The sequence below is a fragment of the Pseudoalteromonas sp. SR45-4 genome (assembly GCF_014163535.1).
GTDB classification, from domain to species: Bacteria; Pseudomonadota; Gammaproteobacteria; order Enterobacterales; family Alteromonadaceae; genus Pseudoalteromonas; species Pseudoalteromonas nigrifaciens.
The window spans coordinates 1-649 of record NZ_JACJDO010000108.1 but is presented as its reverse complement, the minus strand read 5'-3'; the positions used below and the strand labels follow the sequence as shown (position 1 = coordinate 649).

The window sequence follows — 649 nt, the reverse complement described above, 5'->3', positions numbered from 1 at the left end:
ATTTATTTAAAGCGTTGCCGAATCGAGATGAGGGTGATGATGATTTTACCGACCTAATGCCGTGGAATGTGCAGCTAGACTTCGATTATAGCTAAGCGCACTGCTTAAATGCGCGCTTACGTTTAAAAGCGCAAATTGACGCCTATAACGTGCAAAAAGAAGCAAAGCTCCCTGCAGATGTTATAGCACTAATGAATACGACAAACGCAGAGCTTATTGCCCAGCACATTAAAGATAATGCATTACAGGTAGGGCAAAAAGTTACCAATTTTAGCTTGGCTAATCATCAAGAGAACACGGTTGAACTTGCGACATTATTAAAACAAGGCCCAGTAATTATTAGCTTTTACCGTGGTGGCTGGTGCCCTTATTGCAATTTAGAGTTAAAAGCCCTGAATGATTACTTACCACAATTTAAAGCGCAAAATGCACAGTTAATTGCCATTTCACCACAACTTCCTGATGAAACACTGTCAACGGCGCAAAAAAACGACCTTGAATTTGATGTACTTTCAGATGTAAGTAGTGAACTACCCACCGACGCCACTACGTGTCGATCAATGGGCTTCTACAGTCTAGCTTATGAATGCTAGGCTGCTTCTTTTTTTCTCAGATCCAACAGCAAACTTCGATAGCTCGAAGACTTTCA

At 41.1% G+C, this 649-nt stretch carries 1 pseudogene; it reads left to right on the top strand.

From position 1 onward, the window contains the following. Window positions 1-134 precede the first annotated feature (134 nt). Window positions 135-533 (top strand): annotated as a pseudogene (locus H5058_RS18175) (peroxiredoxin family protein); the annotation flags it as partial. Between the last annotated feature and the right edge of the window lie 116 nt (window positions 534-649).